This is a genomic window from Gimesia alba (assembly GCF_007744675.1).
GTDB lineage: Bacteria > Planctomycetota > Planctomycetia > Planctomycetales > Planctomycetaceae > Gimesia > Gimesia alba.
Map to the genome: position 1 here is coordinate 2,710,242 of NZ_CP036269.1, position 24,851 is coordinate 2,735,092.

Here is a 24,851-nt window from a genome sequence, read left to right on the forward strand (position 1 = left end):
TTAGATAGAAAGAGGGGAGGATGCAACTGTATTATGAGACATCTATTCAGGCACGTTAGGGTGGTTAATCATTCTAACCTCATATGGTAGAGCGACATGAAGATACAGCAAGCATCGTTGGATCAACACAATTTGAGACGAGGGAAGCGCATCAAGCTGAAACCGCATCGTCGGTTTATGTCTGACTATTTATATTTTACCAGCCAGATTCCCAGTCAGCCGGTCTCGCGGATTTGCGATGTGCAAAACATAGTGCAACTGCGCAAGAAAAGCCCGCAGCGAATCGGATGGGCGGCGATTATGTTGAAGGCGATGGCTCGTCTTGCTCAAAGTGAGCCCGAATTGTGTTGTGCTTATATTAAATGGCCGTGGCCTCATCTGTATCAGCATCCGCATCAAATTGGCTATGTCGCGATGAACCGAATTGTCGACGATGGGAATCTATTGATCTTTCATCGGATCGAACAGCCAGAACAATGCTCACTGCTGGAAATTCAAAATGCCATTGAGCAGGCTCGGGAACAGCCGCTTGAAGAAAATCGACTGTTTCGGATGCGAGATCGATTCTCACGGCTTCCGTGGTTCTTCAGACGAATGATCTGGTGGTTCGCGCTGAATCTGTTTGCTCGTGTCAGAACGAATTTAACGGGCACGGTGGGAGTGACTTCGTTGGCGCAATATGATGTGACCAGTCTTCACCCGCCTTCGTTGGGAAATCTGGTCGTGACATATGGTCCGGTGCAGCCGGACGGGACGATGCGGATTACGTTTGTGTATGACCATCGTGTGCATGACGGAGTGAAGATTGCCACCTGTCTGCAAAAGTTCGAAACGATTTTGAATGATGTGATTTGTGAAGAATTGCAATCATTATCAGAAGCGCGCGTTCCTCCCTTGGAGAAAGCGATTCGCATGCCATTTGGACAATCGAGAAGGAACGGTCAAAGTGGCACGCCCGTTTTAACCAACCGGAAAGAACGTCAGGCGAAACAATAGGTTGGATGTCTTCATTTTATATGTTGCTGATCTTAACGTGCTCTTGTTGTAAAGTAGAATCCACCCCGTAACCAGATGAGTGGTTGATGATTCTTGAAGGTGTCCGATTTTCATCTGCGCTGAAAAATCGTGATCTGATACAGTCTGGTTTATGGCGGAGTGTTTATTTGAGAAATGATCATCATGGGAAACGGTATTCCGGGGTCAAGCTGAGAATCAAAAATAGCACTCAATTGAACGACATGCGATTTCCCGTGATCATCCTTTGAACTTCCTAAATGTTCCCACGAAGTCAAACGAAAGCGGAATGATGCGAGGGGGTTGTTTGAGCGCTGGTTCCTGATGTTCCCGTTCCCATCGGCTAAAATAAGGGGCTTTTATAGTGCTGGAATTAACAGGACGTCGGCACATTCAGCATTTTTGACCCCTGTCTCATGCGCGCGACGCTTAGCCCGCAAGTATCTGGAGTGGCGAGTCGCTGTCAAGTAGAGATGTGTGCCCGTTTTCGGTGAAATTTCACGGGCAGAGATGCGTGTTGTTCACCCGGCGAGTTAACAGTAATCGAATCAATCAAAAAAGCCGGGGGGGATGTTGTCTTTGGATTGAAAGCGTTCGCCGTCGGGATTGTTTTCATCGACGACCCAGGGATCGCCGTGATTGTGATAGCCGCAGCGTTCCCAGTAGCCAGGTGTGTCTTCAGAGATGAAATCGATTCGTCTGAGCCATTTGGCACTTTTCCAAGCATAGAGCAGGGGGACGATCAATCGGAGGGGGCCGCCGTGATCGGCGTCGAGGGGATCGCCGTCATGCTTATCACACAGGAGGACGTCTTCTGACTGGAAGTCTTGGAGGAGGAGATTGGTAGTCCAGCCGCCATCATAACCGGTGGCGATGACATATTGGGCTGCAGATTGAACGCCGGCCCGTTTCATGATTTCTCTGCCGGAAACTCCTTCCCAGAGATTTCCCAGGCGTGACCAGCGTGTGACACAGTGAAAGTCAGCGAAGACTTGAGTGCGGGGGAGCTGCTGGAATTCGTCCCAGGTGAGGGAGAGCGGATGTTCGACGAGGCCACCGATTTCCAGTTTCCAGGTGTCGCAATCGATTTTGGGGACCGAGGTGGCATGCAGCACGGGCCATTTGCGGGTCCGCGATTGGCCGGCGGGAATCCGATTTTGGCGGAAGGTGTCTGAGCTGATAATGATTTCGGAATCTGTTGCAGGGGGAGAGGGAGGGTCGCCAGCCTGGTATTTGTCTGCTTCAGAACCGTTATACATCTGTAAGCTCCATAGGGGGTTAAGTCATGTGACGTAAGCCTGATAGTGACCTGAAATATAAGAATTTCTGCTAAATTATCCAGAGGAAGATATTACAAATCCCCCAGACTTGGCACATTGGTTGCATTTCAGTATGAGTGAGCCATTCGATTGTCCGGAGTAAAGGTGATGAGCGAACGAAATAACGCCATTGACCATATTTTTCAAAATAAATAAACTTCGGAAAGAGAAGAACTTACAGAGATTAAATGTATTCCGGACAGGGATACTGTGTTGTTGGTACGCACTTTGATTTTTCTGGAGCGGAACGCGCGTACTGCCAGTATGACAGTCGGGCTGTGATCCGCCTGATCTATATTAAAGACTATTTTCGAGAATTCGAGTTCAGGTTAAAAAATGGAATTCCTTGACAAACTGGGTGAATGGTTAACGACCGTTACGGCATTTCTGGAGCGATTTCTGACGGGCCTGTTCGGTTCTTCGAATGAACGTCAAATTCGCAAACTGGGCTTTGTCCGCGATAAAGAGGGCAAAGACGAAATCGTGCCTGGTTCGATGCTGGCTGAAATTGACAGTTTCGAACCCGAGTTGATGAAGCTCTCTGATGACGAGTTAAAAGAGACCGCGTCGAAATTGCGCGCACGCCTGGATGCAGGGGAAACACTGGATGATATTCTCACTTACGCCTTTGCCGCGGTGCGCGAGTCTGCGCGGCGTAATTTGAATATGCGACATTACCCGGTGCAGATGATTGGTGGTTACTTTCTACATAAAGGCATGATCGCCGAAATGGTGACCGGGGAAGGGAAAACTCTGGTATCTTCATTGCCCGCGTTTCTGAATGCGTTATCAGGTAAAGTCCATATCGTGACAGTCAACGATTATCTCGCACTGCGTGATATGGAATGGATGGGGCCGATTCATATTGCACTGGGACTGACTGTCGGCGCGATTCAATCTCGGATGGGACCTGAAGAGCGACAACAACATTATGCTTGCGATATCACGTACGGAACGAATAACGAGTTCGGCTTCGATTATCTGCGGGACAATATGAAACCTGTGAAGGAACTGCAGGTCCAGGGACCGCTGAATTATGCCGTGGTGGACGAAATTGATAATATTCTGATCGACGAAGCGCGAACGCCGCTCATCATTTCCGGGCCTGCGCAAGATGATTTGACAAAATATTCCAAGGCCAATTCCGTGGCGCTCAAGTTGACGCCCAATGTTGATTTTGAAGTCAAGGAAAAAGAGCATACCTGTCACATGACCGATGCCGGTGTGAAGCATGCGGAAGAGTTGGCGGGCGTTGAGAGTTTTTATACTGCGGGCAATATGGAATGGCCGCATTTGATTGATAACTCTCTTAAAGCGCATCATCTGTATAAGCGCGATGTGAATTATGTAGTGCAGCAGGGCGAAGTGATTATTGTCGATGATCATACCGGACGATTGATGCCGGGGCGTCAGTGGGGCGATGGCCTGCATCAGGCTGTCGAAGCCAAAGAAGGCGTGAAGATTAAGGAAGAGTCTCAGACTCTGGCAACGATTACCCTGCAGAACTTCTTCAAACTGTACGATAAATTAGCCGGGATGACCGGTACCGCGATGACTGAAGCGGAAGAGTTCTGGAAGATCTATCAACTGGATGTGGTCAGCATTCCGACGAACCGGCCGATGCAGCGAATTAATCACCCGGATGTGATCTATCAGACTGAGAAAGAAAAGTGGAACGCGATTGCCGACGAAGTGCGTGAAGTCCACAAAGAGGGGCGTCCAATTCTGGTGGGAACCGTTTCGATTGAACAGTCGGAAATTGTCAGTCACCGACTGAGCAAATACGGAATTCCCCATAATGTCCTCAACGCCAAGCATCACGAACGTGAAGCCGAAATTATCGCGCAGGCCGGTCGAAAAGGGTCTGTGACGATCGCCACAAATATGGCCGGTCGTGGTACCGATATTATTCTAGGTGGAAGCGCCGAGCATATCGCCTGGGATGAATTGAGCCAGAAATATGAATCGCGTCTGGAAGTTCCCAAAGCCGAGTGGGACCAGTTGGTCAAAGACATTGAAAAACGGGAAGGCATGGATGTCGAAGCCGCGGAAGTGATGAAGCTGGGAGGCCTGCATGTGATTGGCTCTGAGCGTCATGATTCCCGCCGGATCGACTTGCAGTTGCGTGGCCGGTCGGGACGTCAGGGTGACCCGGGGTCAAGTCGTTTCTTCTTGTCGCTGGAAGACAAGTTGATGCGTGTGTTTGCCGGCGAATGGGTAAAAAATATCCTGGCGCGTCTGGGCATGGAAGAGGGGGAAGCCATCGAAAGTGGAATGGTTTCCAAGCGAATTGAAGGCGCTCAGAAGAAAGTCGAAGAACGTCACTTTGAACAGCGAAAGCATTTGCTGGAATACGATGAAGTGATGGACGAACAGCGTAAGGCCGTTTATGGATATCGTCAACAGATTCTAGATGGTTGCAACTGTCGTGATTTGATTCTGGAAATGATCGAACGGCAGATTGATGAAGAAACCGAGCGTCTGCTCGATAAAAATTATCGTTGGGATACGATTGCCGCCTGGTGTAGCCAGGAAGCGCACATTGATGTCGATGCTGCGAACGTTCGTGATATGACTTACGATCAGCTGGTCAGTTATCTGAAAGATGAAGCAACACTGCAGGCAGACGATTTGATTGCCGAGCAGATCGCTGAAAATCTTCCGGAAGAGTATGAAGATGACTGGAACTGGCAGGCGCTTTCCAAATGGACGAACGCGCATTTTAATCTGAATCTGAATGAACGTGAACTGAAGAAAATTGGTCGGGATGGCTTGCATCAGACATTGTTTGACCATGCCCAGAAAGCCATTGGCCGTATTGATTTCACGCCACTGCAGGCATTTCTGGATGAGGACTGGGGGCCCCGTTCTCTGGCAGGATATCTAGATTATCAGTTTGGAATTGAAGCTGATCCCAAGGATTTCAATGACCTGAGTGTGTCTGAAGCCAAAGACAAGATTCTGGAGATCGTGAAAGAACTCTACCGGGAGAAAGAAGTTTCATTTCCGGTGACCGTCGGGATGTATAACTTCCTGGGGAACCAGCAGTCCGGCAATGAGGCGAACAGTCGTGTTGGTCTGGTGAAGTGGGCGAATTCACGATTCCACTCCAATCTGGATCAGGAAGCATTAAAAGGCAAGCAGCTCAGTGAAATTCAAAACATCCTTTCTGCGGAAAGCGAAAAGGTGTTTGTGAATGGGGAAGCCTCGACACGAATTGAACAGCTCCTCACGAAAGCCTATGCGGGGGAAAGTGCAGCCGCCTCAGGTAATGGAGCCCATTCCGGTGGGCACAAAGCAGCTCTGGATGAAATTGCCAGTTGGGCCAATGAAGAACTGGAATTAAATCTGACGACAGAAGAGCTGGAACCTTTAACCGATGATGAAGTTCGGATTCGCCTGTATCAGGCTTATAATAAGCGGTATCGTCCGGAACTCAGTCAGGCGGAACGTTCGCTGATTCTGGAAGTTCTGGATACCTCCTGGAAAGACCATCTGTATTATATGGATCATCTGCGGTCCGGCATTGGTCTGGTGGGATATGCCCAAAAAGATCCTAAAGTGGAATACCGTCGTGAAGGAATGAAAGCCTTTGATGCGATGTGGGGCCGGATCGGTCAGCAGGTGACTTCTGCCATCTTCCGACTGGAAAAACAGAGTCCTGATTTTGTCGGCTCTTTGTGGCAGGTCACTTCGACTGTGCATGAAGAGGTTACGGATGATTATGACTATGATGAACCGGTAAGTGAAGGAGAGCAGCCTCCCGAACCCACAGAGCGGTCAATCGAACCGATTGTGAATCAGCAACCGAAGGTCGGCAGAAATGATCTCTGTCCTTGTGGAAGCGGTAAGAAGTATAAAAAGTGCTGCGGAAAGAATCTGTAGTTTTCAGAGGATGATGTCGCTTTACTTTACCAGGGGAATGGAATCCCGTGCGTTTAATTTCCTATCTATTGAATCTGGCGTACTGCCTGTTACTGGCAGTGGTATCGCCTGTGATTTTTTACAGAGTGTTGATTCTCAAGAAATATCGATCCGGCTGGGATCAGAAATTTCTAGGAAGTCTGCCTGAGCGGGATGGTAACCAGCCTTGTTTCTGGTTTCATGCCGTCAGTGTGGGAGAAGTATTACAGTTACCCCCTCTCTTCGAGGAGTTGGCGTCGCAGGATCCTGATGTGGAATTTGTGATTACCACGACGACGCATACCGGATATGCCGTTGCGAGAGAGAAGTTTCCCCAGCATTGTGTCTGTTACTATCCCTTGGATTTTTCCTGGGCCGTCTCGCGTGCTTTGCAGCGTATTCAACCAACGGCGGTATTTCTGGTTGAAATGGAGCTCTGGCCGAATTTTGTCTTGGCTGCAGACCGACTCAAGATCCCGGTTTCGATCATTAATGGTCGCTTGAGTGAAAACAGTTTGCGTGGCTATCAAAAGATTCGTGCGCTGGTCAGGCCTTTGTTGAATCGACTGCATCTGATCGCCGTCCAGACAGAGACTTATGCGGACCGGTTTTCAGACCTGAAAGGGAATTCCGAGGGAATTCATGTGACAGGATCGATCAAGTTTGATGGGATTCAGATTGAACGGGATGATCCACTCACCAATGAATTGCGAAATGCGTTCCAGTTGAAAGCATCCGAGACAATTCTGTTAGCGGGTAGCACGCAGTCACCCGAGGAACGAATTGCACTGGATGTTTATCTGGAAGCCAGAAAGCAATTTCCTCAGTTACGGCTGATTTTAGTTCCCCGTCATCAGGAACGTTTTGAGGAAGTCGCCGGACTGGTGAAACGGTACGGCTTGCCTTTGATTCGTCGCAGCCATCAGAGCCGGGATGACGTTGGTGCTGTTTTGCCCTTTTCCACCAATGATAAACCGGCGATTTGCCTGTTGGATACATTAGGTGAGTTGAAGGCCTGCTGGGGATTAGCTGAGTTCGCCTTTGTGGGTGGGAGTCTGACGAAGCGCGGCGGACAGAATATGATTGAGCCGGCCGGTTTTGGTGCAGCGGTAATGTTTGGGCCGAATACCTGGAATTTTAAAGACGTGGTAGATGCTTTAATTCAACACCAGGCGGCTACGGTCGTGCAGAATCAGGGGGAATTGCTCGACATTTTAACAGCCTGGCTGGAAGACCCCGTATCAGCCAGAAGTCAAGGCGAGCGGGCGCAGGCATTTGTATTGAATCAGCGGGGAGCGACGAGTCGAACCGTTGAATTGATTGTGCCTCTGGTTAAGCCCGGCGAAGAGTCGCCTTGTGATCGGGCCGCCTAAGGTATTCCGGGATTTACCGCACTGGCTCTATTCAGGGCGAATTTTGAGAAACCTTGTCCAAAAGAGCCAGGCGGAGTAAAGGAACTCTTGTTGAGTTGATTCAGGGGCTCTACAATTATTTTAAAATAGTTATCTCTGGAGCGCATTCACAAAGGTGATGCGGTCTATCTTGTTAAGTATCATAGGTTAAAGTGGCTTTCAGGTCGTTCGCCCGAGTTCAGGTTGATGGAAACATCTCCAGGGGACCCAGGTTGAGAAAGACAGCATGCATTACGCGATAATGAACTATGGCGTGCTTGAGAGTCGGTCCGGTTCGGACAACACATTTCATGATCACATTATTAAATGCAAAAAGGATGGAGTGACGCATGGCTAATTTTTCGTTCACAAGTGAATCTGTCAGTATGGGGCATCCTGACAAAGTATCTGATCAGGTTTCGGATGGTATTCTGGATGCATTACTTGCTGGCGATCCTAATTCACGCGTCGCTTGTGAAACATTGTGTACCACCGACTTTGTAGTGCTGGCTGGAGAGATCACAAGTAATGCCCAGGTCGATTACGAGAAAATTGCCCGAGATGTGATCCGTGATATTGGTTACACCAGCAATGATATCGGCTTTAATGCGGATACCTGTGAAGTACTGGTGAAACTGCATCAACAGAGTGCAGACATCGCCCAGGGGGTCGACGCCGAAGGAGCCGGCGACCAGGGGCTGATGTTCGGTTATGCCTGCAATCAAACAGAAGAATATATGCCGGTGCCGATTGCACTCTCGCATCGCATTTTGAATAAGCTGACCGAAATTCGTCAGAATGGTGAAGTGAACTGGTTATTACCTGACAGTAAAAGCCAGGTCACTGTCGATTATGAAGACGGAAAACCGGTTGGAGTTTCCGCTGTTGTGGTCTCAACCCAGCATACTGATGATATTACTCAGGAAGAAATTCATAAATTCATCATTGAAAATGTGATCAAAGAAGTCATCCCGGCCAACTTCCTGAGTGACGAGACCAAGTATCATATCAATCCAACCGGTCGGTTTGTGATTGGTGGTCCCCACGGCGATACTGGTCTGACAGGCCGTAAAATTATTGTTGATACCTATGGTGGCTGGGGACGTCATGGTGGTGGTGCTTTCAGTGGTAAGGATGCGACAAAAGTCGACCGTTCAGCCGCTTATATGGCACGCTATATCGCGAAAAATATTGTTGCAGCAGGGTTAGCGACTGAATGCGAAGTTCAGCTTTCCTATGCCATCGGTGTGGTTGAGCCGACCAGTATTTATGTTGATACCAAGGAAACCTCAGTGATTCCTGAAGAAACGATTTCGGAACTGGTCAGAGACATCTTCCCGTTAAATCCACAGGGAATTATCAACCATCTGCAATTGCGTCGTCCGATTTTCAGAAAAACTACCTGGGGCGGTCACTTTGGACGTAATGATCCCGATTTTACCTGGGAAGCCACAGACAAAGCTGCTGAGTTGAGAGATGCTGCCGGTTTGGGAGCAGAAGTTCCCGAGCCTCAATTTGCCATCTCCTGAAATCAGGAGTTGTGTAGGGCTTGAAGTCACTCTCGCCGGGCAGAATGGAGGATGCTCGTCATGGATAAAACCAACCAACATCAAAATCAGTTCAAGGATCGACCTGTTCAGGGAAAGCCATCTTGGTTGAGGTGGCTCTTCCCTTTTTTTTTGATCGGCGGCAATCTTCTATTTGCCAGCTTCCTAGTGCTGATGCGGGGAGCAGGCCTGATTCATATCGAGCAGAGTTTTTTGCCTCTGCTGACGATTGGCAGTTTGCTTTCCTGTGTTTCAGCAGGGACCCTGCTCGTGATTCGCTTTTTTCGGCTCACGAATCTTTCCAGCGGTCAAAAGCGCGGTTTAACACTGGCGCTGGTGCTGCCAGTCTTAGCCGGCATGCTGGCTGTTTTGCCTCAGATCGGGCTGAATCTAACGGGGATCCTCTTCTTCAGCCTGGCGTATTTCCTGGCTTTCGCCGGCGTGTTGGAAGTGATCGATCGTGAGGGTGCGAGCTGGCAGAAACCCGAATGTCTGCCATTTAGCAAGCCTGGGGAAGACAATCTGATTTCACAGGAATCTGATCTCCCTGATTTGGATCAGTCCGTTGCTGAATCTGAGTTGCAGGACACTGAAGAGAACAACGAAGCCTTATTTGAAGCGTTGTTAGAACAGGCTAATCCTGCTCAGGAAATGCCAGAAGCCGGGGAAAGCAGAGAAAACTGCTCACAGTGGATGAATCGTTCACAGGATCCAGATGGATATGAAGTGATCGAAGGCGGGACTCTCGTTGAGTTTGCGAAGCACCAGAAAGTCTGCGTTGTGCATATCGGACTATTTCCTCCAGTAGAGGGGGAGTTACAGGTCGTCTGTGCCTTTGAATTCGGAATGGCGGTACGAGCCCGTGTGCTGGAAAGACGCGGGTACGGCATCAGTGTCGAAGTCAAACGGACTTATGATCTGGAGCACGCGTTTGAGATCGAAATGAATTATCGGATAACCAATCAGGCTTTGAATGAAGATGTTGCCTGAATCAGTCTCTGTTTTAAGGTCGAGTGGATGTGAAATTAGGAAGAATGGCCGGAACTTTTGATGTAAAATATGCGAAAATGGGTGTTTATGTTTGTTTGCAGGACTGTTGATTTTACCTATATTATACCTTAGCTGGAATTTTCTATATTTCGCTAGTTTCCAATTTTATGAATCGCTATACTTTGCGGTCATTGTCAGTCACTTGGGGAATTGTCCTAACTGATCATGACGAGTGGGATTCGAGCATTTCCTTTCTCACAACCAATCTTTATAGCTTATTGATTATTAATGCGGGAACGTTTTGGTAATCACTTAGTGCATCTGCATTTATAACAGGCTCTTTCATATGTTAAGATTCTGTGTTGAGTGGAATTGTGCTGCATCACGATGGGATTCGTGTTGAATGGAGGTTGGACTCTGTACTTGGTTCAGAGTTTGACAATTGCTGAATAAGGATGTCAGGAACATGCACAAGATTTCTTTAAAGTATCAATCAAAAAATCAGGTCAAGTCAAACGACCTCGAGTCGGTTTTGGATGCGTCCGGTTTGCTGAATCAGCAGATCAAAGTATCGCCTGAGAATAAAAAAATAGAGAGCAAGCGTGGTCGCCAGGTGATTAGTCAACGAACTAATTCATTGTTGGGAGTACAAATTGTTTCGAGTGGATCTTACGTACCAGACAATGTCGTTACGAATCAGGATCTGCAGGAGCGTTTTGGTTTTGACCCGGAATGGATTGAACAACGAACTGGTATCTTGGAGCGTCGGCATGCCCCTGCGGATATGGCGACAAGTGATTTGTGCTATGAAGCAGCACAGAAGGCAATTCGTGCCGCCCGCGTGAATCCGGAAGATATCGATTTGCTGATTGTCGGCACATTCACTCCCGATTTTCAGTGTCCCTCGGTTGCTTGCTTGGTTCAGGACCGATTGGGCCTGGATGCCCCTGCGATTGATTTACAGGCTGCTTGTGCCGGGTTCATGTATGCGTTAGTGACTGCAGCACAATATGTGGCGACAGGAAACAGTAAACTGGCTCTGGTGATTGGGGGAGACTGCAACAGTCGCATCGTCAATCCGGAAGACCGCCGCGTCGCGCCTCTGTTTGGAGATGGTGCTGGAGCCGTGTTGCTTGCCAAGGGAGATCCTCATCAGGGACTGGCCTGTTATCAGACTGGCTCCGATGGAAGCGGTTGTTCTTTGCTGGATCGCCCCGCTGGTGGAACTCGGAATCCTGCGACGGCAGAAGATATTCAAGAAGGACGTCACTTTTTAAACATGGATGGTCGCAGCGTTTTCAAATGGGCCGTTCGAACCGTTGCCGATTCCATTGATCTGATGCTGACCAAAACCGGCATGAGTGTGCATGACGTGGATCTATTCTTGATGCATCAGGCAAATATCCGGATCATTGACTCCGCTTGTGAGCAACTGGGGATTCCCAAGGACAAAGTATTCAACAACCTGGACCGGTATGGGAATACTTCAGGGGGATCGATTCCGATTGTGCTCGATGAAGCATTCAACGCCGGCCTGATCAACCGTGGCGATACTGTTCTGCTGAGCGGCTTTGGAGCCGGCTTAGCCTGGGGAACCGGGTTGTTCCGCTGGTAAGCTTGACATTCGCTCTGGTCCTGTTTGCTTATTCCGTCTTATCTGTTTGATGACCGCTCCGTTTCAGGACGTTTCTTCTGTATCCTGTTCCGATTGGTTTTCCGGCTCGGCTGGTTCTTCTGGTGTGAAAGGTCGCTCAATGACTGGCTCTCCCGCTTTCGCTACCCCTGCCAGAGGTAGTTCGTCCGTCGGTTCCTGATCTTCGTCGGCATTGTAGACGTGGTCGAGAGGCGTGCCATCATCACATTTCCGCAGCAGAAAATAGATGACGGTGTTCGCGGACCAGAAAAAACTGATCACGAACCCGGTAAACAGAATATTGAGGATTGATCCCCAACCCATGGAAATGGTGGTAGCAAGTGTGTTTTGATTCTGGTGGAATAATTCACTCGCCTGTTTACTGCCCATTCCCCAACTCACACCCCAGAAGGAGAGATGAGAGACCAGCTGGATGAGTAGTTGTACAAAGAACAGACAGATTGAGGCATAGCAGAGTGTGACGATCACGAGCCAGAGAAAATACCAGATGCGGCCAAACAGGTAACTGAAGATGCGGCTCAAACCGTCAAATCCGTCACTGTCTTCAACACTGATCGTCGTCATCATCAAAGGCCAGCCAGCGAGTGTGACGAGCAGAATCAGGCTCATGACAAAGGCAAACAGGAACGCCAGACCCCAGAGTAGACTGACGATGATTCCGCCCGCATCAGGGATATTTCCGAACAGGCCGATCAACAGGCATAAGATCCAGAAAAACCCCAATCCTGCAAAAGGGAGCAGGGGAGCACTTACCAGGGACAGGATGCGTTTCAGGGAGAATCGGAGGGCAGATCGGGAGCCAATGTGCTCGTCCTGAGCAAACTGAATGGCGGCGATTCTGGTGATGGCACCACCAAACACGGCCCAGACGATAATGGCCCATAACAGTTGTGTCGTGGCATAAGCCAGAGAGCTCCAGCTGGCGTCGATACGAAAGAGCGCTGCGACAGGCTCGGTAAAAAAAGACATCGGCTCAAGTAGCGAGGTTCCATCACTGAATAAACCGAACGCAGAGAAGCTGTTTTCTCTAAGCAAACTGCTGCCAGACAGTGGTTGCAGCATCTGCTGGGGAGTCTGTGGCGGAAACAGGATGTTTGGTTGAACCTGTTGTATGTTTCCCGGCTGTTGCAGCGGTGCGAAGGGAAGTTTGTTAAACAGATGATTTCCCAGAAGTAACAGCAGCAGTCCAGCCGAGGCCAGCAAAATTTTCTGAAAATCGACAGCCAGTCGAAAGACGCGAAAAAGATGCAGCCAGGGAAAAAGCGTTTTGTACGGTATTGGTTCAGATATGAGAGAAGGTTTTTGATTCATCATAATCAGAATGATTATCCAGAGGCCCACAGATGAGATAGATGCTGATCAGATTGCAGTGTGCAATTCAAGAACCGAAGACGAAATGCCTGACAATCCTTTTGACGCGTATTATAGACACTCTGGTGGATTTGATGCTATCGCAGACTGTGTTTACCAGCAATTTCAGGTAGATTTTACCTGTTGTGCGAGCAGGCTCGTTTCAGCAGATGCTGGCTGAGTTTCTTGCGTTTCTTTTTTTACAGTCGATGTACAGGATTGGTAGATCAACGGGATCGCAAGAAGCGTGATGATGGTCCCAGCCAGCAGACCACCCACGACAACACGGGCCATAGGGGCCTGTAATTCGCCTCCTTCGCCCCAGCCCAGGGCAATCGGGATCATTGCCAGGACTGTGGTGAGCGTGGTCATCAAAATCGGCCGGAATCGTCGGGTCGACGCCTGGAGAATCAGGTCGGTGATCGGTTTTTCCGGAAATCGTCTGCGTAATTGATTGATATAATCAACGAGCACAATGGCATTGTTCACGACAATTCCCGAAAGAACCACGATGCCAATGAAAGACTGCACATTCAAAGTGGTATCCGTGAAAACAAAAACCCAGATGACGCCAATCATGCCCAGCGGTACGGAAAACAGAATGTAAAACGGATCTCGCAAAGATTCGTACTGGGATGCCATGACCATATACATCAGGATGATGGCGAGCACGAATCCCTGCTTCAGTGCGTTAAAGCTTTTTTGCTGTTCTTCCCAGTCGCCGGCGACTCGGATGGAGTACCCGGAAGGAATCTGGATGGAATTGAGGTGTTGTTCCAGTTCGGGAACGATACTTCCCAGGTCCCTGCCTTCGACATCGGCAAAAACGCGGAGCACTCGCTGCTGGTTCTGTCGTTCGATCACAACCGGTGCTTCATCGGCATCAAACTGCAGCAGGTTTTTGAGTGGGATCGTTCGACCGGTGGCTGTGGTGACGCCGACCTGTTGAACATCAGAAAGATGGTCGCGGTCTTTTTCACGCAGGCGAACCATGACCGGATATTCATCACCTTCCTCACGATAGAGGGTGGCTTCGGTACCCTGGATCGTAGTTTCGAGGGTTTGTGCAATATCCTGCACACTGATCTGAAGCAAACCGGCTTTTTTCCGGTCGATCGAAGCAGTCAGCTCAGGGCGTTTATCTGAGATTTCTGCTTCGACATTGATTAAGCCGGGAATCTGTTTCATGACACCCACGACCTGATCGACAATTTTTTGTGAAAGTTGCAGGTTGTGCCCAGCGACCTGGACAACAAGATCTCCGCTGCCACCTCGGCTGATCATTCGCATCAGCATCATCTCGGTCTGTGCTTTGACCTGGACCTTCATGCCGGGGATCGGACCGATGGCATCATCGAGTGATTTTCGAATCTCATCAATTCCCCGTTCTCGTTCGCTGCGCGGCGAAAGCTTGATGCGTAATGTCGTGCGGTTCCAACGGTCGGCATCATCAGCACTGTCTCCGATAAAAGAGGCAATGGTGACTGCTTCGGGAACGGAACTGATGGTTGCCTCTTCCAGAATGCGTGTCTGCTGATCGAGCTTTCTCAGTTGAATGCCGGCTGCCATCCGTGAAAAGACGTTGATGGCTCCTTCGTCTGTTTTGGGGAGAAATTCTGTCTTGATGTGCGGGGATAAGCCGAGTGTTGTTGTAAAACAGAGCAATAGCAGGAAGCCAGTGATGGTCGCATGTTTTAAGCTGAAACGCAGGATTCGGCCATAAACCCGTTCGAGTAACAACAATAACTTGTGGTTCATTTTATGAAAGGCATCAATGACCGCAAACCAGGGTCTGGACCAGCGTGCGTGGACCACTTTTGTTTCATCAGGGATCCAGTAGGCACTCATGACGGGAGTCAGTGTCAGACTGGCAAACAGGGAGCAGATCAGAGAGAACGAAACCACCCAGGCCAGCTGATGCAGCAGGATTCCGGTCGTTCCCTGAATAAAGACCAGAGGCAGGAAAATGATCAGCGTCGTCAGCGTACTGGCGATGATCGCCGCAGAGACTTCATTGGTGCCTTCAATAGCAGCGGTGACGGGATCGAGTCCCTCTTCCCGCTTACGGAAGATACTTTCCAGAACCACGATGGAATTATCGACCAGCAGACCAACTCCCAATGCCAGACCGCCGAACGAGATGATATTCAGCGTAAATCCCTGGAAGTAGATCAGGATAAAGGTCGCCAGGACGGACAGCGGCATGCAGACACCGATGACCAGCATGCTGCGGAAACTTCTCAGGAAAACAATCAGGACCAGAATTGCCAGACCCATACCGTAGAGGGCTGCTTCCTGGATATTGGCGATGGATTGCCTGATAAACTCGGATTTATCCACGCGGATGCTCAGATTCACATCCGGGATGGATTTGTTGATGCGTTCGACCTGTTTTTGTACCCGGTCGCTGACACTGATCGTATTGGCTCCGGATTGTTTATAGACATACAATAGAATTCCCGGCTGTCCATTCATGCGGGTCAACTCGGTACGTTCTTGTTCTCCATCCACGACTTCGGCAATATCCCGGACATGAACGGTGGCACCGGAAGCTTCCCGGACGACCGTATCTTCAATTTGTTCGAGACTGGTGAATTCTCCCTGACTGCGGATATGCAGGTTGAGATTACCCTCTTCATAATTTCCCGCAGGCTGATTGATGTTCTCCTTTTTCAAAGCATTGATGACTTCGTTCACGCCCATATTCAGCGATTCGAGCTTGCTGCGATCCAGCTGAATTTGAATCTCGCGGATAATGCCGCCCCGCATGCGTAATCGGGCGACGCCTTCCAACTGTTCAAATTGGGGGATGATTTGGTTTTCGGTCAGCCGCGTCAAGGTGATCGGATCGAGTTCACTGTTTAAGCCGAGATAGATAATCGGGCTATCAGCGACATCAAAATGCCGGATATAGGGATCTTCGGCTCCTTCGGGGAGACTGTTTCTCAGTTTATTCAGCGCATCCCGGACTTCATTAATCGCGAGTGTCAGGTCGGTGCCCCACTGGAACTGCAGACGTACAGTGCTGCTGCCTTCCATGCTGCTGCTGAGGATATTCTCAACACCAGAGACAGAGCTGAGTGTCTGTTCGATGGGGCGGGTGATCAGCGTTTCTGCTTCATTAGGGCCCGCACCCTTGTAGATCGTAATCACACTGACGCTGGGGTTCTGAACGTCCGGCATCAGGTCCACTGCCAATTGCGACAGGGAAACACAACCCAGCATGACCAGTACCAGAGAGGCCATGAGTGTTGTAATCGGGCGTTGGACTGCCAGTCGGGTCAGGGACATAAATGATTCTTCAATGATTTAACAGCGGTAATGCTGTCACACAGAAAATGGGATCCGCCTGATCACAAATTCGTTTTCTGCGGTATGGGTGATGGTGCTTGAAGAACCTCGTCCATGGGGACCTCAATCGGGGTCACCGTCTGGCCTTCATCAACCAGTCGATTTCCCAGTGTAATAACCAGATCTTCCGCGTTAATTCCGGAGAGGATCTCAACCAGTTCACCGTCATTGATGCCGACCTCAATGTTCCGTATTTCTGTGATCGGTGGATTTCCCCCGATGATAAAGACAGCTGATCCCGGACCGTCTTTTCGGCGGGTCAGGGAAGCGATCGGCAGGACATTCGTTTTATGACGGTGTTCGAACACGATTTGCACACGGGCGTGCATACCTGGTTTTAACGAGAAATCACTATTAGGAATTTCAATATGAACAGCGGCCGTACGCGTCTGGGGATCGAGCACGGGGGCTTTGCGTTTCACATGTCCGTTAAATGTTCTGCCTGGGAAGGTGTCGACTGTGATGACGGCCTTCTGCCCGATTTTGACATCTTCATAATCTTTTTCAACGATGTGGACCACAGTCCGGACATGATCCAGATTGACAATTTTCATGAGTGCGACATCGGGCTTCGCGAGATCGCCGATATCAACAAGACGCTCTGCCAGAAATCCGTTGGTGGGTGCCAGAATTTTATTCTCCAACAACCGCAGGCGGCTTTGCTCCAGGTCTGATTCGGCCTGTTCGACGCGTGCTTCTTCGAGCTCGGTCTGGGCTTCTTCGATGGCCATGCTGGCGAGTGCCTCTTCCATCTGCTGTTTTGTGCTCACGCCTGACTTCTGCAGCACCAGCAAACGTTGATATGCTTTTTGCGCCAGTTCCTGAGAAGTGATCTGCGCTTTGAGCTGTGCCTTGGCTACAGTGAGGGCCGCTTCGGACTTGCTGACCAGCTCCTGATTTTCTGAGTCATTCAGTTCGAGAATGACTTCACCGGCTTTGATCTGGTCGCCGACATCGAAGGGCATCGATTTAATATAGCCGCTGTAGCGGGTCCGGATTTCGACTTGGGAACCGGCTTCGAGATTGCCAACCAGAGTGATTCGCTTCTCGAGATTTTTCTGGGTGGAGCGCGTCACCTGCACCGCGATGGGTTCAGTGATGATGGTCTTGGGGGCCGTTTTGGTGTCTTGCAGAGACTGTTCGTAAACAAACCAGCCAATCACCATGGCAATTGCCGTACAGGCTGGTGCAATCAGTACTTTCATCTTTTTTGTATCTCCGGTTGTGTGAACCGCAGCAGGGGCAGTGTTCAATAAAATATCCATCGGATCAATCAAGTACGCGATCAATCTCAAACTGAGGACGTCTGGATATTTATTTATAAAAGCCCCTGATTTATGACAGCAGAGAGGTCTCTGTTGATCAATCAGGCAGGTCGACGTTATCGTAAAGATAAACTATTCGGTTAATTAGGAAGGTTCTATTCAGGCAGGATTGAAAGCTCGTGAGAACAATCAACTCAGCCACTCTATTAGAACTATATCGGCTAGAGAATTCAAGATGTTTGTCTATCTGAGAGCCGTTGTTTAATTATTCTTTTGTTTGTGAAATCGTTACCGTCTGGTTCCTGTTTTCAAGGACTGTCTATGCTAAAATCCACGCCTGTAGCCGAATTTTGCAACAATCGTTAGAAATTATTGATTTTTGACATTTTACACAGTTTGACAAACCTGTGAATTTGCTTTGAGAAGGGGAAAACGATGGATTTAATGAGTACAATTGCCGGTTCGATGATGGAAGGTTATTTTCCAGCCGGTTGGGATCTGGCCAAAATTGATCAATGTATGAGTGCCGACCCAACATCGATTACAGACCGCCAGTCCTGGTGGCATGAAGGCTTTGAGCCTGTAATGTGCGGAAGTGTGACCGATTTCGATACGATTATGGGGCATGAAATTGCGTTGACGATTAAACAGTCACGCGATGCCGGCGAGAAGCTGGCTCTGATTTTGCCCGTAGGACCAATGGGCATGTATCGCTGGGCCGTCTTCTTTCTGAAAGAATGGGGCGTTTCCTGCGATCACGTTTATGGCTTCAATATGGATGAGTGGAGCGATGCCGATGGGAATACGCTGCCAGCAAACAATCCGGGGGCTTTCCAATACGCGATGCAGGAAGCCTTCTATGGTCCTCTGGGCGATTTGACAGTTCCGGAAAATCAAAGGCACTTCGCGACAGCCGATGTGTTGCCGACTTATGCGGAAAAAATTGGTGAACTGAAGTCAGCCGGTGCCAAGCTGGGAGTGATTTTTGGAATTGGCCGCGTCTGTCATATTGCGTTCTGGGAACCGCACTTTGCCGGCGAATTCAATTCCGAAGAAGAGTGGAAAGCACAAACGCACCGTATCGGTGCGAAATTGCATCCGCTGACGATCGAGCAGAATGCGGTCACCAGTTTCAAGAGCCGCACGACTCTGGTTCCCGCATACGCCAACACAATTGGTCCCGGCTGTTTTCTGAACGCCGACAAGATCATTGGCGGCTGTGATGGAATCTTTTCGAGGGGCATGCAGTGGCAGGGGATGAGTGTCTGGATGACGTTACGACACGAACCGACCAGCTGGATTCCTTCCACTTATATGACGACTCAGCCCGGTCGCCTGATTATTCTGGATGAACTCGCCGGTCCGCTGGTGGCGGAATGTAACTAGGTAGAGCTCTCCGTTGAGTTGAAAAAAGAGAAGGGTCACCTCGCATCAGTTTGAGGTGACCCTTTTTTCGTTTTCAGATTGTAATCTGAGTTTATTTTGCAGTCTGTTCCAGGACAGATTCATGCACATAAATCGGCAGAGGGGGATCATAGTGGATGGAGAGAGCGATCGCATCGCTGGGACGACTGTCGATTTCAACCAGCTCGCCGTCCTGATCAACTCGCAGCACGGCATAGTAGGTGTGGTCTTCCAGATGCGTGATGACGATATCTTTGAGAGTGCCCCCCAATGATTCGATGGTGTTTTTCAAGAGGTCATGCGTTAAAGGACGCTGTGGCGCGAACTCCTGATTCACACGTCGATCAATGGTGGTGGCTTCGAAAATTCCAATCAAAATCGGAAAGATTCGCTCGCCATTTACCTCGCGCAGGTAGATCACCTGCTGATCACCAATCTCGCTGATAATAATGCGAGACAACTCCATTTCAACTAGCAAGAGAACCTCCTGAGGTCAGTCCCTCTCAAACAGAGAGTCGCGTTAACCAGAATGAGATTGAATATCGGGTATCAAAACGTCTGGATTCATTTTAGATCATTATACACCGGGGAAAACCCGGACAACAGAATCTCGATGAAACTGCCCCTGGAAAGCGAGATTACTGCTCCCCCAGCTGATCCATCGAGTCCTGGACACTCTTTAATTGTTTCTGCAGACCAGCCAGTGTTTCCTTGACCCCTTCCACGACATCGGCGGGCGCCCGGTCGACAAAGTTCTTATTTGCCAGTTTCTTTTCACTGCCCTCAATGTGTTTCTGAAGCTTTTCCGCTTCTCCCTTCAGTCGGTCCAGTTCCGCATCGAGGTCAATGATCCCTTTCAAAGCGATAAAACCGTCGACATCGTTGAGGGAAAATGTGGCTGATCCACCCGGACGCTCTACGTCGGCTCCTGCCGATTCCAGCAGTGTTTTGGCCAGATTATCAAACTGGCCGGCGACATTCTGCATATCATCGGCGACATTCGCTTCACAACGTAAGAACAGTTTGAGCGGTGTAGAGGGAGAAATCTTGTAAACCGCGCGAATATTGCGAACAGCAACGATCATTTCCTGCAGTCGTTCAAAGCGTTTTTCCAGTTGCGAATCCTGCCAGCCTTGTGGCGGCTCCGGCCAGGGAGCAATCATGATGCTTTCGGCAGCTTGCTCGGGTGTGAATAAACCGCGTTCCGGCGCAATCTCATTCAAACGTTGCCAGAGTTCTTCGGTGATGAATGGCACAAACGGTTGCAGCGACCGCAGCAGCGAATCAAGTACACCAACCAGCACACGCTGCGCGACCGGTTTCTGCTTCTCGTCCCACAAACGAGGCTTGATCATTTCGAGATACCAGTCGCAGAATTCATTCCAGGTGAAATCGCGAATGGCACGAGTGGCTACGTCAAACTGGTAACGACCTAAAACGGTTGTCATTTCTTCGGCAACGCTGGAAAGGCGGCTTAATATCCACCGATCTTCCATTGTCAGATCATTTTCATCGAGTGGAGCAGGGGTGTAGCCTTCCAGATTCAGCATCGCAAAGCGGCTGGCATTCCAGAGTTTATTACAGAAGTTTCGGCCATACTCGAAACGCTCACTCACAATACGGGCGACTTTTTCACCCGGATCAGGATCAAACCACGGGCTCGTGTACTGATACGATTTACCACTCTTGGGAAATTTGATGCGAGGTTTTTCGCCACCGGCAGGAATCGTGGTCTGATGTTCCAGTGTCTGCGGAACGACTTCACCGGTTTCCGGATCTTCATAACCAACGGGCAGTCGAACATCCTGCGTTTCGCCGGCAAAAGACGCGATCGTAAATCGGACCGCATCCACACCATACTTGTCAATCAGGTCCATCGGGTCAACACCGTTGCCTTTGGATTTGGACATGGTCTGCCCGAATCCATCCAGAATTTTCGGATGAATGCAAACGTGCTTAAATGGAACATCGCCCATGTTATACAGGCCGGCCAGCACCATGCGGGCCACCCAGAGAGTAATAATATCGCGGCTGGTAACAAGGACATTACCGGGATAAAAATAATCCAGGTCCGGATTCTTATCGGGCCAACCGAGAGTGGCGTGTGGCCACAAGGCACTGCTGAACCAGGTGTCGAGAACGTCTTCATCTTGAACTAATTGATGCTCCGAGCCCAGTTCATCGCCCGTCAGATCGGTTTCACTGCAGATCAACCAACAGGTATCTGCATCATCGCGGCGGAAGCTGACGTCATAGCGATCACCGAATGCCTGATTGAGGCCTGCTTCAGAGCAGGTTTCACAATACCAAATCGGAATCCGATGTCCCCACCAGAGTTGGCGGCTGATACACCAGTCCCGTTTTTCTTTGAGCCAGTCGAGATAAGTTTTTGAATAGCGGCTGGGGAAGAAGCGAACGCGTCCATCTTCGACCGCATCAATGGCCGATTGCGCGAGCGTATCCATTTTCACGAACCATTGATCGGAGAGATATGGTTCGATCGGGGTTTTTGAGCGGTCGCTGTGTTTGACTGGAATCTGTCGATCTTCGACTTCGATGAAGAAACCCAGTTTGTCCATATCCGCGACGACTTTTTTGCGTGCTTCGTAGCGATCAAGACCCTCGTATTCACCGGCGGCTTCGTTCATGGTGCCGTCGGGATTCAGGATGTTGATCAGTTCCAGATCGTTGCGTAATCCGCAGGCGTAGTCATTCGGGTCATGTGCTGGAGTGACTTTGACGGCACCGGTTCCCAGCTCTTTATCTGCCAGCAGCGCATCGGCGATGATCGGAATTTCACGGTCGTTTAAAGGAATGCGTACCTTTTTCCCAATCAGGTTCGTATAGCGTTCATCCGAAGGATGCACGCAGACGGCGGTATCGCCGAGCATGGTCTCGGGGCGCGTGGTGGAAAAGGAAATGCGTTCGTCACTGTCGACGACCGGGTATTGGAAGGTCCAGAATTGACCGGAGACATCTTCAGAAAAGACTTCATCGTCAGCGACTGCAGTTTGCAGGAACGGGTCCCAGTTGACCAGGCGTTGTCCGCGATAGATCAGACCGTCTGCAAAGAGTTTCAGGAAGGTGCGGCGGACAGCTTTGGAGCACATTTCATCGAGTGTGAAACGCGTTCGTTCCCAGTCACAACTGGCGCCCAGCTTTTGCAGCTGGTTCAGAATTCGTTTTTCGTACTGATCTTTCCAGGTCCAGATCCGTTCGACGAGTGCCTCGCGGCCGATGTCGTGACGTGTGAGATTTTCTTCTTCCTTCATCCGCCGTTCGACCACCGCCTGAGTCGCAATGCCGGCATGATCCGTTCCGGGCATCCAGAGGGCTTCATATCCCTGCATGCGGCGCCAGCGGGTAATCAGGTCCTGCAGTGTGCCGTTGAGTGCGTGTCCCATGTGCAGCGCCCCGGTGACATTGGGGAGCGGGATCATAATCGTGTGCGGCTTTTTCTCCGGGTTGGGTTCGGCGTGAAAATAGCCTTTCTCTTCCCAGTATTGATACCACTTCTGTTGTGCACTCGCAGGGTTATACTGTTTTTCAAGCGATTCGGTCATTGGTTCTGATGGGGTCTTAATTCAAAGGCCTGGTTTACAGGAGAATAGCCTATTACCGACAACGGAACAAATGTGCGGGTTCCATGTCGGAAGGCGGCTGATCAAAGTCAGATATAGCAAAATTAAACGTTGCGGGCATTAAAGACGCTGGGGCTTTCTGCATTCTAGTCGAAAAAAGTCCCTTCATCCTTATAGAGCTTGTATTCGACGCTGTCAGCCAATGCCAGCCAGCTGGCTTCGATCACATTTTCACTGACACCGATGCTGCTCCAGACATTGTGCTCATCTTTGCTTTCGATGACAACACGCACGCTGGCAGCGGTACCTTCGGCTGAGTTGATGACACGCACCTTGTAATCAACCAGATGCATCTTTTCGAGGGCAGGATAAGCAGGGCAGAGTGCTTTTCGCAGCGCCGTATCCAGTGCATTCACCGGGCCATCACCTTCACCCACCACATGTTCCTGTTCTCCATTCACAACCAGTTTGATGGTAGCTTCAGTGAGTGGCTCATGGGTCGCGTCAGATTCGACGTTCACGCGGTAGTGGATCTTCTCAAAGTGAGGTTTAAAGGTTCCTGCCACCTTTTTAACGAGCAGATCAAATGAGGCTTCAGCTGCTTCAAACTGATAACCTACGTTTTCCAGGTCCTGGACTTTTTCCAGGATTTTCGTCAGCAGTTCCGGGTCGTGATCGAGTTGATACTTGGTCGTTTTGGCCACGATATTCGAACGGCCAGACAGCTCGCTGACCAGGACTTTTCGTTGATTGCCGACGACTTCCGGTTCGATATGTTCGTAGCTGCGGGCGATGCGATTGACTGCGTGGACATGCATGCCACCTTTGTGGGCGAATGCACTGCTGCCGACAAAGGGCTGGCTGGATCGAAAATTCATATTGGCCAGTTCGTAAACATAACGCGAGAGCTCAGTCAGGTTATGTAGATTGTTATCTAACAGAACCGAATACGCTTCTTTTTTGGTGACGAGGTTGGCAATCACGCTGATCAGATCGGCATTGCCGCAACGTTCGCCAAGACCGTTGATCGTTCCCTGGACCTGAACGACGCCATGCTCTACGGCCGCTAATGAGTTGGCCGTCGCCAGATCACAGTCGTTATGACAATGGATGCCCAGCGGCGTATCCAATTCACTACGCACAAGGTCAACATATTTCGTGATGACTTCAGGCAGGCTACCGCCGTTCGTATCGCAGGGGATGATGATATCTGCACCTGCGTCTGCAGCAGCTTTGATGGTTTTCAGAGCGTATTCCGGGTTGGCGCGAAATCCGTCAAAGAAATGCTCCGCATCGTAGATGACTTCACGGCCGCAAGATTTGATGAACGAGACGGAATCGGCAATCATCGCCAGGTTTTCTTCGAGAGAAACACGCAGAACTTCTGTCACATGCAGGTCCCAGGTTTTACCGACAATCGTGACGACCGGGGCCTGTGAATCACGGAGTGCCTGCATGCCGACATCGTCTTTGGCGTCAATCTCCTTCCGGCGGGTCATTCCAAAAGCAGTTACTTTGGCGTGCTTCAGGTCCATTTCTGCCACGCGCTGGAAATACTCGGTGTCTTTCGGATTGGATAGGGGATAGCCGCCTTCAATGTAGTCGAAGCCCATTTCATCGAGCTTTACGGTAATTTGCAGCTTATCTTCCAATGAGAAGTTAACGCCTTCTCCCTGGCTGCCATCCCGTAAAGTGGTGTCATACATCTGAATTCGGGCCATCGTAGGGGCTTTCTTTTACTGTGAAAAATTGAAGAATCGTTGATTGCGTCTGTCTGAAATTCGAAATCACTCGGAAACGATCTCCTGTTATTCTCTTCAGGCGATCGTGTGTCTATCCTTGATGCGTCTTAGTGAATGCAATAAAAAAACCTCAGGTTGTGACCTGAGGTTATGAAAATCTGTTAAATTGGTAATGATCCTCAAGTCATTGGGAGTCTGTAATCTCACAAATAATAATAATGCTGCTAATGCAGACAGTATTGGAAACAGACAACATGGACCTGAAGACTTTCAAATCGGGCAAATAAACTTAATTTAGATACACTCGTTTGGTGAGATCATAAGCAGACCGGCTGTGCTA

At 49.7% G+C, this 24,851-nt stretch carries 14 protein-coding genes; 7 read left to right on the forward strand and 7 right to left on the reverse strand.

The window, feature by feature from the left end; translation table 11 throughout:
* Nucleotides 1–96 precede the first annotated feature (96 nt).
* The gene (locus Pan241w_RS10060) at nt 97–996 is read left to right on the forward strand and encodes a hypothetical protein (RefSeq protein WP_145214553.1); all 900 of its coding nucleotides are present in this window, start codon (nt 97–99) and stop codon (nt 994–996) included.
* 566 nt (nt 997–1,562) lie between these two features.
* Here the strand turns inward: Pan241w_RS10060 and Pan241w_RS10065 are convergent.
* The gene (locus Pan241w_RS10065) at nt 1,563–2,273 is read right to left on the reverse strand and encodes a molybdopterin-dependent oxidoreductase (RefSeq protein ID WP_145214555.1); all 711 of its coding nucleotides are present in this window, start codon (nt 2,271–2,273) and stop codon (nt 1,563–1,565) included.
* A gap of 396 nt (nt 2,274–2,669) precedes the next feature.
* On the opposite strand from Pan241w_RS10065, the gene secA reads away from it, so the two are divergent.
* From secA to Pan241w_RS10090, 5 genes are all read left to right on the forward strand, one after another.
* The gene (secA, locus tag Pan241w_RS10070) at nt 2,670–6,218 is read left to right on the forward strand and encodes a preprotein translocase subunit SecA (RefSeq protein WP_145214558.1); all 3,549 of its coding nucleotides are present in this window, start codon (nt 2,670–2,672) and stop codon (nt 6,216–6,218) included.
* A 47-nt stretch (nt 6,219–6,265) separates the two neighbouring features.
* Nucleotides 6,266–7,609, forward strand: a complete 1,344-nt coding sequence (locus Pan241w_RS10075) for a 3-deoxy-D-manno-octulosonic acid transferase (protein WP_145214561.1) — start codon at nt 6,266–6,268, stop codon at nt 7,607–7,609.
* A 368-nt stretch (nt 7,610–7,977) separates the two neighbouring features.
* Nucleotides 7,978–9,156 (forward strand): methionine adenosyltransferase, encoded by a 1,179-nt coding sequence (gene metK / locus Pan241w_RS10080; RefSeq protein ID WP_145214564.1) that lies wholly within the window; start codon nt 7,978–7,980, stop codon nt 9,154–9,156.
* 60 nt (nt 9,157–9,216) lie between these two features.
* Complete coding sequence (locus Pan241w_RS10085) at nt 9,217–10,164, forward strand: hypothetical protein (RefSeq protein WP_145214567.1); 948 nt, start codon at nt 9,217–9,219, stop codon at nt 10,162–10,164.
* A gap of 475 nt (nt 10,165–10,639) precedes the next feature.
* Nucleotides 10,640–11,779: a 3-oxoacyl-ACP synthase III family protein gene (locus Pan241w_RS10090; protein WP_198000545.1), complete on the forward strand. Its 1,140-nt coding sequence runs from the start codon at nt 10,640–10,642 to the stop codon at nt 11,777–11,779.
* A 63-nt stretch (nt 11,780–11,842) separates the two neighbouring features.
* On the opposite strand, the gene Pan241w_RS10095 is transcribed toward Pan241w_RS10090, so the two are convergent.
* From Pan241w_RS10095 to Pan241w_RS10105, 3 genes are all read right to left on the reverse strand, one after another.
* Entirely contained in the window at nt 11,843–13,132 is a 1,290-nt protein-coding gene (locus tag Pan241w_RS10095) for a hypothetical protein (RefSeq protein ID WP_145214570.1), read from the reverse strand.
* A gap of 162 nt (nt 13,133–13,294) precedes the next feature.
* Complete coding sequence (locus Pan241w_RS10100; RefSeq protein WP_145214572.1) at nt 13,295–16,459, reverse strand: efflux RND transporter permease subunit; 3,165 nt, start codon at nt 16,457–16,459, stop codon at nt 13,295–13,297.
* Between the two features lie 62 nt (nt 16,460–16,521).
* Nucleotides 16,522–17,724 (reverse strand): efflux RND transporter periplasmic adaptor subunit, encoded by a 1,203-nt coding sequence (locus Pan241w_RS10105; protein WP_198000446.1) that lies wholly within the window; start codon nt 17,722–17,724, stop codon nt 16,522–16,524.
* Nucleotides 17,725–18,219: 495 nt separating this feature from the next.
* Here Pan241w_RS10105 and Pan241w_RS10110 point away from each other — a divergent pair, with 495 nt between their 5' ends.
* On the forward strand, nt 18,220–19,170 hold the full coding sequence (locus Pan241w_RS10110; RefSeq protein WP_145214579.1) for a sugar phosphate isomerase family: 951 nt from the start codon (nt 18,220–18,222) through the stop codon (nt 19,168–19,170).
* 91 nt (nt 19,171–19,261) lie between these two features.
* Here Pan241w_RS10110 and Pan241w_RS10115 read toward each other — a convergent pair whose 3' ends face one another.
* The 3 genes from Pan241w_RS10115 to cimA all read right to left on the reverse strand — a co-directional run bounded on the left by Pan241w_RS10115 (nt 19,262) and on the right by cimA (nt 24,490).
* On the reverse strand, nt 19,262–19,666 hold the full coding sequence (locus Pan241w_RS10115; RefSeq protein ID WP_145214582.1) for a bifunctional nuclease family protein: 405 nt from the start codon (nt 19,664–19,666) through the stop codon (nt 19,262–19,264).
* A 160-nt stretch (nt 19,667–19,826) separates the two neighbouring features.
* Entirely contained in the window at nt 19,827–22,751 is a 2,925-nt protein-coding gene (locus Pan241w_RS10120) for a valine--tRNA ligase (RefSeq protein ID WP_145214585.1), read from the reverse strand.
* A 164-nt stretch (nt 22,752–22,915) separates the two neighbouring features.
* Entirely contained in the window at nt 22,916–24,490 is a 1,575-nt protein-coding gene (gene cimA / locus Pan241w_RS10125) for a citramalate synthase (RefSeq protein ID WP_145214588.1), read from the reverse strand.
* Between the last annotated feature and the right edge of the window lie 361 nt (nt 24,491–24,851).

Excerpts from the sequence above, each read along its gene's own strand:
- metK (WP_145214564.1), top strand. The coding sequence starts at position 7,978 with ATGGCTAATTTTTCGTTCACAAGTGAATCTGTCAGTATGGGGCATCCT.
- Pan241w_RS10095 (WP_145214570.1), bottom strand. The coding sequence starts at position 13,132 with ATGATGAATCAAAAACCTTCTCTCATATCTGAACCAATACCGTACAAA.
- cimA (WP_145214588.1), bottom strand. The coding sequence starts at position 24,490 with ATGGCCCGAATTCAGATGTATGACACCACTTTACGGGATGGCAGCCAG.
- Pan241w_RS10065 (WP_145214555.1), bottom strand. The coding sequence starts at position 2,273 with ATGTATAACGGTTCTGAAGCAGACAAATACCAGGCTGGCGACCCTCCC.
- Pan241w_RS10085 (WP_145214567.1), top strand. The coding sequence starts at position 9,217 with ATGGATAAAACCAACCAACATCAAAATCAGTTCAAGGATCGACCTGTT.
- Pan241w_RS10100 (WP_145214572.1), bottom strand. The coding sequence starts at position 16,459 with ATGTCCCTGACCCGACTGGCAGTCCAACGCCCGATTACAACACTCATG.
- Pan241w_RS10105 (WP_198000446.1), bottom strand. The coding sequence starts at position 17,724 with ATGAAAGTACTGATTGCACCAGCCTGTACGGCAATTGCCATGGTGATT.
- Pan241w_RS10120 (WP_145214585.1), bottom strand. The coding sequence starts at position 22,751 with ATGACCGAATCGCTTGAAAAACAGTATAACCCTGCGAGTGCACAACAG.
- Pan241w_RS10110 (WP_145214579.1), top strand. The coding sequence starts at position 18,220 with ATGGATTTAATGAGTACAATTGCCGGTTCGATGATGGAAGGTTATTTT.
- secA (WP_145214558.1), top strand. The coding sequence starts at position 2,670 with ATGGAATTCCTTGACAAACTGGGTGAATGGTTAACGACCGTTACGGCA.
- Pan241w_RS10060 (WP_145214553.1), top strand. The coding sequence starts at position 97 with ATGAAGATACAGCAAGCATCGTTGGATCAACACAATTTGAGACGAGGG.